This is a genomic window from Arthrobacter sp. UYEF3, from assembly GCF_040546245.1.
In the GTDB taxonomy this organism is placed as follows: domain Bacteria; phylum Actinomycetota; class Actinomycetes; order Actinomycetales; family Micrococcaceae; genus Arthrobacter.
The window spans coordinates 57017-64497 of the sequence record NZ_JBEPNK010000023.1; the positions used below are offsets into that span (position 1 = coordinate 57017).

Below are 7481 nucleotides of genomic sequence, written 5' to 3' on the forward strand. Positions count from 1 at the left end.
CGGCCGTTAGGCGCCGGGACGCGCGGTGTGCAGGCCCCTGAGGTAGGCGGCCTGCCCCGCGTGCTGGAGGCAGTCGGCGAGGGTACTGACCAGCCGAACGCCGAGGGTGACGGGCGGATCCCAGCGGGTATCGACGATTCGGTCGAGGTCCTCGTCGTCGAGGGTGGTCAGGAAGCCGACAGTCTGCGAATGGACGGCGTCGTAGTAGGCGAGCAGCAGCTCCGGCGCAGCCTGGACAGCGTCGACCTGCTCGGTGCTGTGGGCGTAGCCGGTGTCCCGCGGGGCCAACGGCAGGTCGAATCGGGCGGCAAACCCCTGGGAAATCCAGGTCTGCTCCAGCCCGGCGGCGGAGGCGAGCTGCGCGTCCTCCACCCGGCTCAGGTGCCAGAGCAGCCACGCGATCGAGTTTCCGTTGCCCACCGGCCGCCGGGCCAGGGCCGCAGCGTCCGCCTCCTCAAGTGTGGCGGCCACGGCCTGGCGGATCCGGCCAAAGCCGTCCAACAGCAGTTCAGCGGTTTTCACTGCAGTCCCCTTCCGGCGTGTTGACACTGTGGCCCATGTTTGCACGGATGCCCGCCGGGGAGCCAGAGGGAATCCTGCCGTGGAACACGCAACGCGGGGCCACCCGGCGCCGATCCGAGGCGTCGGAACAGCGCTGGATGACCCCGCGTTGCGGCGGTAGGGGCCGGTCAGGCCGGAATGCTGTCCGCGCGGCCGGCGCGGACTGCCGGCAAACCGTCGCCCTCCTGGCCGTACAGCCAGTCGTTGTACTGGAAGTCCCCGTCCTTGCGGCTCTTGAACAGCAGGTTCCGGAGGACGCGTGCCAGTCCCGAGACGTGCCAGGATTCGCCCCAGACGCGGGCGGTGCGCTGCACGCGGGCCGTGCGAGCGGTGCGGATGTTGTTGAATTCCTTGATCGCGCCGTCCCAGGCTTCCGGGTTGACGCCGTCCGCGGTGAAGACGGTGCCGCTGCAGGCGTCCTGCAGCACGGCGGCGTCCTCAAGCGCCTGGCAGGCGCCCTGGGCCAGGTACTGGAGCATCGGGTGCGCGGCGTCGCCCATCAGCACCATCCGGCCGGCCACCCAGTTCTCGATCGGGTCGCGGTCGTACATGGGCCAGCGGACGTCGGTGGCCAGGTTCCTGAGCGCTTCCTGCACCGCCGGGACACAGTCCTTGTAGGCTGCCTCGAGCTCGTCCACTCCGCCGTATTGTTCCTCGCCGCGTTCAAAGGACGGCGACTTGAAGACGGCCACGGTGTTCAGCAGCTCGCCCTTGCGCAGCGGGTACTGGACCAGGTGGCAGTTCGGGCCAAGGTAGACGATGACGTCCTCAAGGTCGGCCTTGGGCGTGTTCTCGGTGATGGGCACCGTGCCGCGGTAGGCGACATACGCCGAAGGTACCGGCTCGTCGTTGGCGACGAGCGGACGCAGCGAGGACTTGAGCCCGTCGGCGCCGATCACGACGTCGGCCTCGTAGTCGACGCCGGCGGCGGTGTGGGCCACGCCGCGGCCGTTGAGCGTCTCAACGCTCTCGACCATGACGTCGTTCATCAGTTTGACGCCGGCGGCCTCACAGCCCTCAAGCAGGACGCGGTGCAGGTCGCTGCGGTGGATCACGACATAGGGTGCGCCGTAGCGTTCGGCGAATTCGCCGCCGAGGCTCTGGCGCGTCAGTTCCTCGCCGGTGACGGCGTCGCGGAAGACCAGGTGCTTGGGCTGGACGCCGATTTCCAGTGCCTTTTCCAGCAGGCCCCAGCGCTGCAGCACTCGGGAGGCGTTGGGGGCCATCTGCAGGCCCGCGCCGACCTCGCCGAATTCGGGGGCCCGCTCCACGAGGGTGACGTTGGCGCCGTTTTCACGTAGCGCGAGGGCCCCGGCCAGTCCGGCCATTCCCCCTCCGATGACCAAGACATCGGTGGACGTGGTGTACTCAGACATTGCTTGCTCCTGTTGTTGAGGATGAGGGGGAAATCGAGAAGTTGGATTTGAGTTTGAGGCTCACCGCAACCAGCAGGAACGCCGCGATGGCGGCGGCGCCGGCAAAGGCGAAGAAATTGGAGTTGACGCCCAGTCCCGCGGCCAGCAGGAGGCCGCCGATCTGTGGGGCGGCGACGGCGCCGATCCGGCCCGTGCCCAGCGCCCAGCCCAGCGCGGTCCCGCGCAGGTGCCCGGGATAGTGGCTCGCGACGGCGGCGATGATGAGGCACTGGGTGCCGTGGGTCCCGACGCCGGCGAGCACGAGCATGAGGTACACCACGCCCACCGGCGGTCCGGTCACGAGGACCGCGAGGGCGGCGGCGGCGACGGCGGCCGCGGCGATCGCCGTCGGAATCGGGCCGAAGCGGGTCCCGGCCCAGGCTGTGATGACCGAACCGGCCACCGCGCCGAGGTTCAGGGCCAGGGCGAAGGTCAAGGCCGATCCCAGGTTGTAGCCGGCCAGCTGCATGAGGTTCGGCAGCCAGGTTCCCAGCCCGTACCAGGCGAAAAGGGTGGCGATCGTCGCCACGGCGAACAGCATGCTGATCCCCAGGTACGGCGCGCGGAGCAGCGACGAGAACCCGGCGGGTTCCTTTGCCTGCTGCCCCTTGCCGGTGGCGCCGGCTAGGGCCAGCGTCTCGGGCAGGAACTTCAGGCCGAGGGGTACCACGACCAGCAGTGCGACAACGGCCACAACGAACATGGATTCCCAGCCGAAGGCGGGGATCAGCTGGATCCCGACGAGGGCTGCGATGGAGCCGCCGATCGGGACACCTGACATAATCAGGGTGGCAATGGTGGACCGCCATTTGGCGGGGACCAACTCGGCGACGAGGGCGTTGGCCGAGGGCACCAGGCCGCCGAGTCCGACGCCGGCCAGAAGCCGCAGGACACCGAAGACTGGGGCGCTGGGGGCGAACGCGCAAAGAATAGTGAAGATCGAGAAGACGATGGCGCAGCCCAGGATGGTACGGCGGCGGCCCCAGGAGTCAGCCATCCGGCCGGCGAAGATGGCCCCGATCATCATGCCGACGAAAGCCATGGAACCGATGGTGCCCGCGGTGGCTTTGCTCAGGCCCCAGCCGGTCTCGGAAATCAGGGAGGACTGGACGGTGCCGTAGACGATGAGGTCGTAGCCGTCGAAGACGACGAGGAGCCAGCAGACCAGGACGGCGGCCGCCGAGTTTTTGGGGAACTTCGAGGCAGGCCCTCCCGAGATGGCGGCGGCTTTCCTCCTTGGCGCGGACGGTTGCTGCGTTGCAACAGATGGTGTGTGATTCATCCCAATACTGTCCTGGCGGCCGCAGGTGAACCACAATATAATTCTGATGTGCAGAACGAACCATCCGCGCGGACGGCCCGGAAGCCCGTGCAAAAGCGGCCAACCTATTCCATCGAAGCAGTCGACAACGCGCTGCAGCTGCTCCAGCTGCTGCGCGACGGGGGCGCCCTTCGGCTCAAGGACGCCGCCGCGGAGCTGGGGGTAGCCCCGTCCACCGCCCACCGGCTGCTGGCCATGCTGGTCTACCGGGGGTTCTCGGTGCAGGATGAAACCCGCCGGTACGTGCCCGGCCCCGCGATGGGCGTAGGACCGGCCGGCCTGGCCTGGACCCGGTTGCTCCGCTCGCTGGCCCAGCCGCACATGGAACTGCTCTCCGCGCAACTGAACGAGACGGTAAACCTCATGGTCCGGGTGGGCACGAAAGTACGCTTCCTGGCCACTGTGGAGGGGAGCAATGTGTTGCGGGTCAGTGACCGGCAAGGGACTGTCATGCCCGCCAACCGGACGTCCGGCGGCAAAGCGATGCTGGCCGAACTCGAACCGCCCATGATCGAGCAGCTCTTCCGCAGCAACAACGCCGAGATTGGCGGGGACACCATCCGTGCCACCGAGTATCCGGCATTCCTGCGCGAGCTGGCGTCCATCCGCAGCAACGGGTTCGCCGCCAACTTCGAAGGCACCGAGGATGGGGTGAGCGCCCTTGGCATGGCCCTGCACAACCGGCACGGGCACGTCGTGGGGGCGCTCAGTGTAGCCACTCCTGCGACCCGATTCCGCCGCGTGTTCGACGCCGGGCTCGTCGCCGCCCTCCGGGAGACCTGCCGGCAGCTGGAGATCGACATCGCAGCTAATCCGGCCGAACCCGACTGAGCAGCGACAGTCCCCTTCAGGCAATTCTGACCAGCAGAATATGTTGGAGGTCACTCTGGCGCTTCCGTAGAGTCGGAGGACGCCAAATAGAACTGCTCTGACCTACGTAGGAGGCCCGCGTGTCCATCAGCGCCGAGAACACGACCCATCAATCAGTGGCTGCGGGGCACACCGCCGCCGAGCCGACGCCCGAAGAGGCTGCCCAGCTGAAGGAGCTCTACCGGGATTTCGACCGTGAAAACCTGATCCCGCTCTGGACTGAAATCGCGGACCTGATGCCGATGGTCCCGACGCCCAAGGCGGTGCCCCACGTCTGGAGTTGGAGCGACCTATACCCGCTGGCGGCCCGCGCCGGCGATCTGGTGCCGGTGGGCCGGGGCGGGGAACGCCGCGCCATTGCGCTGGCGAACCCGGGCCTTGGCAATACCCCCTACGCGACCCCCACGCTGTGGGCGGCCATCCAGTACCTCGGTGCCCGAGAGACCGCTCCGGAGCACCGCCACTCGCAGAACGCCTTCCGCTTCGTGGTCGAGGGCGAAGGCGTCTGGACTGTGGTGAACGGCGACCCGGTCCGGATGTCCCGCGGCGACTTCCTGCTGACCCCGGGCTGGAACTTCCACGGCCACCACAACGACACCGATGAGCCGATGGCGTGGATCGACGGCCTGGACATCCCGTTCGTGCACTACGCGGACGCCGGCTTCTTCGAGTTCGGCACCGAACGCGTCACCGACGAGGCCACCCCGGACATCTCCCGGTCCGAGCGGCTCTGGGCCCACCCGGGCCTGCGCCCGCTCTCCGGACTGGACGACACCACCAGCTCCCCCATCGCCGCCTACCGCTGGGAGTACACCGACCGCGCCCTGCGCGAGCAGCTGCTGCTCGAGGACGAGGGCCACCCGGCCACGGTGTCCCAGGGGCACGCCGCCGTCCGCTTCACCAACCCCACCACGGGCGGCGACGTCATGCCGACCATCCGGGCCGAATTCCACCGGCTGCGCGCCGGCGCCTCAACCGAGACTGTGCGCGAGGTGGGCTCAAGCGTCTGGCAGGTCTTCGAAGGATCCGGCCGCGTGGTCCTGAACGGTGAAACCCGGACCCTGGAGAAGGGCGACTTGTTCGTCGTCCCGTCCTGGGCAGCGTGGTCGCTGCAGGCCGAAAGCGAGTTTGACCTCTTCCGCTTCAGCGACGCCCCCATTTTCGAACGCCTGAACTTCAACCGCACCTACATCGAAGGACGCAAGAACGCATGAGACTCCTCACCCTCCGCACCCCTACCGGAACCAAGGCCGCCCGCCAGGACGGGGATACCCTGACCGAGGTCGAAGGCTTCGCCAACGTCGGCGAACTGCTCAACACCGCAGACTGGGAAGCGACCGCCAAAGCCGCGGCCGGCGCCACCCACCCGCTTGAAGGCGCCGACCTCGACGCCGTCGTCCCCTCCCCCGGCAAAATCATCTGCGTAGGCCACAACTACCGCAACCACATCAAGGAAATGGGCCGGGAAGTCCCGGAGTTCCCGACCCTGTTCGCCAAGTACGCCGAATCCCTGATCGGCCCCAACGATGACCTGGCCCTGCCCCAGGAATCCGACGCCGTCGACTGGGAAGCCGAACTCGCCGTCGTGATCGGCAAGAAGGGCCGTCGGATTTCCGAAGCCGACGCCGCGGACCACATCGCCGGATACGCCGTGCTGAACGACGTGTCCATGCGCGACTACCAGTTCCGCACCATCCAGTGGCTGCAGGGCAAGACCTGGGAGAAGTCCACCCCGTTCGGTCCCGCCCTGGTCACCAAGGACGAGTTCAGCGGCGGCCTCATGACCTCCGCCGTCGACGGCGACGTCCAGCAGCAAACGCGCACCAACGACGTTGTCTTCACCCCGGAGTTCCTGGTCTCCTACATCTCCACCATCATCACGCTGAACCCCGGCGACGTGATCGCGACCGGCACCCCCGGCGGCGTGGGCCACGCCCAGGACCCCAAGCGCTACCTGCAGGAGGGCCAGTTCCTGGTCACCACCATCGAGGGGCTCGGACAGCTGAAAAACCGCGTGGTGAAGGAAGCCTGATGGTTGCCCGCCACGACCAGACGACGGACCCCGAGCTGCTTGCGGCACTGCTACAGGCGCGCCGGGGCACGGCGTTCTTCGCCCGGAAACTGAACGAACTCAGTGACGCGGAGCTCGACGGCGACTCACTGCTGCCGGGCTGGAGCCGCCGCCACGTCACGGCGCACATCGGCTACAACGCCCGCGCCATCGCCCGGCTCATCCAGTGGGCGGCCACCGGCGTGGAAACCCCGATGTACCCGTCCACTGACGTCCGGGACCACGAGATTGACTTCGGCGCCACGCTGCCTCCGATCGCACTCCGGCACCTGTTCGACCATTCCGCTGTGCACTTGAACGTCGAGTGGCGGGACCTGCCCGAGGACGCGTGGCACCACAAAGTGCGCACCATCCAGGCCCGGGAAGTCCCCGCCGCCGAAACCGTCTGGATGCGCAGCCGGGAAGTCTGGATGCACGCCGTGGACCTGGACAACGGCGCCGGCTTCCGGGACATCCCCGTCCGGGTCCTGGCGCGCCTGCTCAACGACATCACCGGAGCCTGGCACGCCCGCGGCACCGACGCGGGCCTGGTGGTCAAGGTCACGGACCGCAACCTCACCTACGGGGACGCAACATCAGACTCCCCCACCCTGGTCTCCGGACCGCTGGCCGCCGTCGTCGAATGGGCCGCCGGCCGGGGCAACGACGGCGTCAGCGCCGCCGGCCCCGCGGCCGAGGCTGCCGGCGGTGCCGTACCGGCCGCCCCGAAATGGATCTGAGCATTTCGAAGCCGACGCCATCGCGGCACGCATGGACAGCGTCGTCGGCCGCAATCCCGCCTGGACTTACTGGGTTTTGTTCTCAAACGGAAGCTCCCGGCTTGTCTCCCCGAATGCGTCGGGCGCACCTATTAGTTATTTACACCCGCGGAGGAAGATGAGCGATGATGCGTGGGTTGGGCAGACGTCCAACAGGCAGGCGCGGAATTGGCCTGATCGGATTTGTGTATTTGCCATCGGAGTAATCGTCGCCGCCACCCACGGCTACCTTGTGGCATGGAACATTCCCGGCACCATCCTCGAATGCCTGGTAGCGAGCATGCTCTGGCCCCTCGTGGCCATCTTCGGGGTCGATCTGCACACCCTGATCGCCTAGTACTACAGCCGCGTTTATTCTTGGCGCTGGCGGCGTTTTAATCGGACTTCGCCAACCTGTTAATCAGGATGGATGGGCGAAAATATGTGGGTGGCTGAAATACGGGAATGGGCCGACGGGCTCGGGGAAATCCGTGAGCTGATCGGGG

The 7481-nt window shown here is 67.5% G+C and carries 8 protein-coding genes; 5 read left to right on the top strand and 3 right to left on the bottom strand.

Annotated features, from left to right (window positions below; all coding sequences use genetic code 11):
- Positions 1-6: 6 nt before the first annotated feature.
- The 3 genes from ABIB14_RS14850 to ABIB14_RS14860 form a co-directional block, all read right to left on the bottom strand.
- On the bottom strand, positions 7-522 hold the full coding sequence (locus tag ABIB14_RS14850; protein WP_354236684.1) for a mycothiol transferase: 516 nt from the start codon (positions 520-522) through the stop codon (positions 7-9).
- Between the two features lie 167 nt (positions 523-689).
- A complete protein-coding gene (locus tag ABIB14_RS14855) occupies positions 690-1937 on the bottom strand; it encodes an FAD-dependent oxidoreductase (protein WP_354236685.1) in 1248 nt (415 codons plus the stop codon).
- Positions 1930-3258: an MFS transporter gene (locus tag ABIB14_RS14860; protein ID WP_354236686.1), complete on the bottom strand. Its 1329-nt coding sequence runs from the start codon at positions 3256-3258 to the stop codon at positions 1930-1932. Before ABIB14_RS14860 ends, ABIB14_RS14855 begins: the two co-directional genes overlap by 8 nt.
- Before the next feature lie 48 nt (positions 3259-3306).
- Between ABIB14_RS14860 and ABIB14_RS14865 the strand changes: the two genes are divergently transcribed.
- The 5 genes from ABIB14_RS14865 (at position 3307) to ABIB14_RS14885 (ending at position 7333) form a co-directional block, all read left to right on the top strand.
- Positions 3307-4128: an IclR family transcriptional regulator gene (locus ABIB14_RS14865; RefSeq protein WP_354236687.1), complete on the top strand. Its 822-nt coding sequence runs from the start codon at positions 3307-3309 to the stop codon at positions 4126-4128.
- A gap of 119 nt (positions 4129-4247) precedes the next feature.
- Positions 4248-5381 (top strand): cupin domain-containing protein, encoded by a 1134-nt coding sequence (locus ABIB14_RS14870; protein WP_354236688.1) that lies wholly within the window; start codon positions 4248-4250, stop codon positions 5379-5381.
- Entirely contained in the window at positions 5378-6199 is an 822-nt protein-coding gene (locus tag ABIB14_RS14875) for a fumarylacetoacetate hydrolase family protein (RefSeq protein ID WP_354236689.1), read from the top strand. Before ABIB14_RS14870 ends, ABIB14_RS14875 begins: the two co-directional genes overlap by 4 nt.
- Positions 6199-6957: a maleylpyruvate isomerase family mycothiol-dependent enzyme gene (locus tag ABIB14_RS14880; RefSeq protein WP_354236690.1), complete on the top strand. Its 759-nt coding sequence runs from the start codon at positions 6199-6201 to the stop codon at positions 6955-6957. The genes ABIB14_RS14875 and ABIB14_RS14880 overlap by 1 nt, the downstream gene beginning before the upstream one ends.
- A 157-nt stretch (positions 6958-7114) precedes the next feature.
- The gene (locus ABIB14_RS14885; RefSeq protein WP_354236691.1) at positions 7115-7333 is read left to right on the top strand and encodes a hypothetical protein; all 219 of its coding nucleotides are present in this window, start codon (positions 7115-7117) and stop codon (positions 7331-7333) included.
- Positions 7334-7481: the final 148 nt, after the last annotated feature.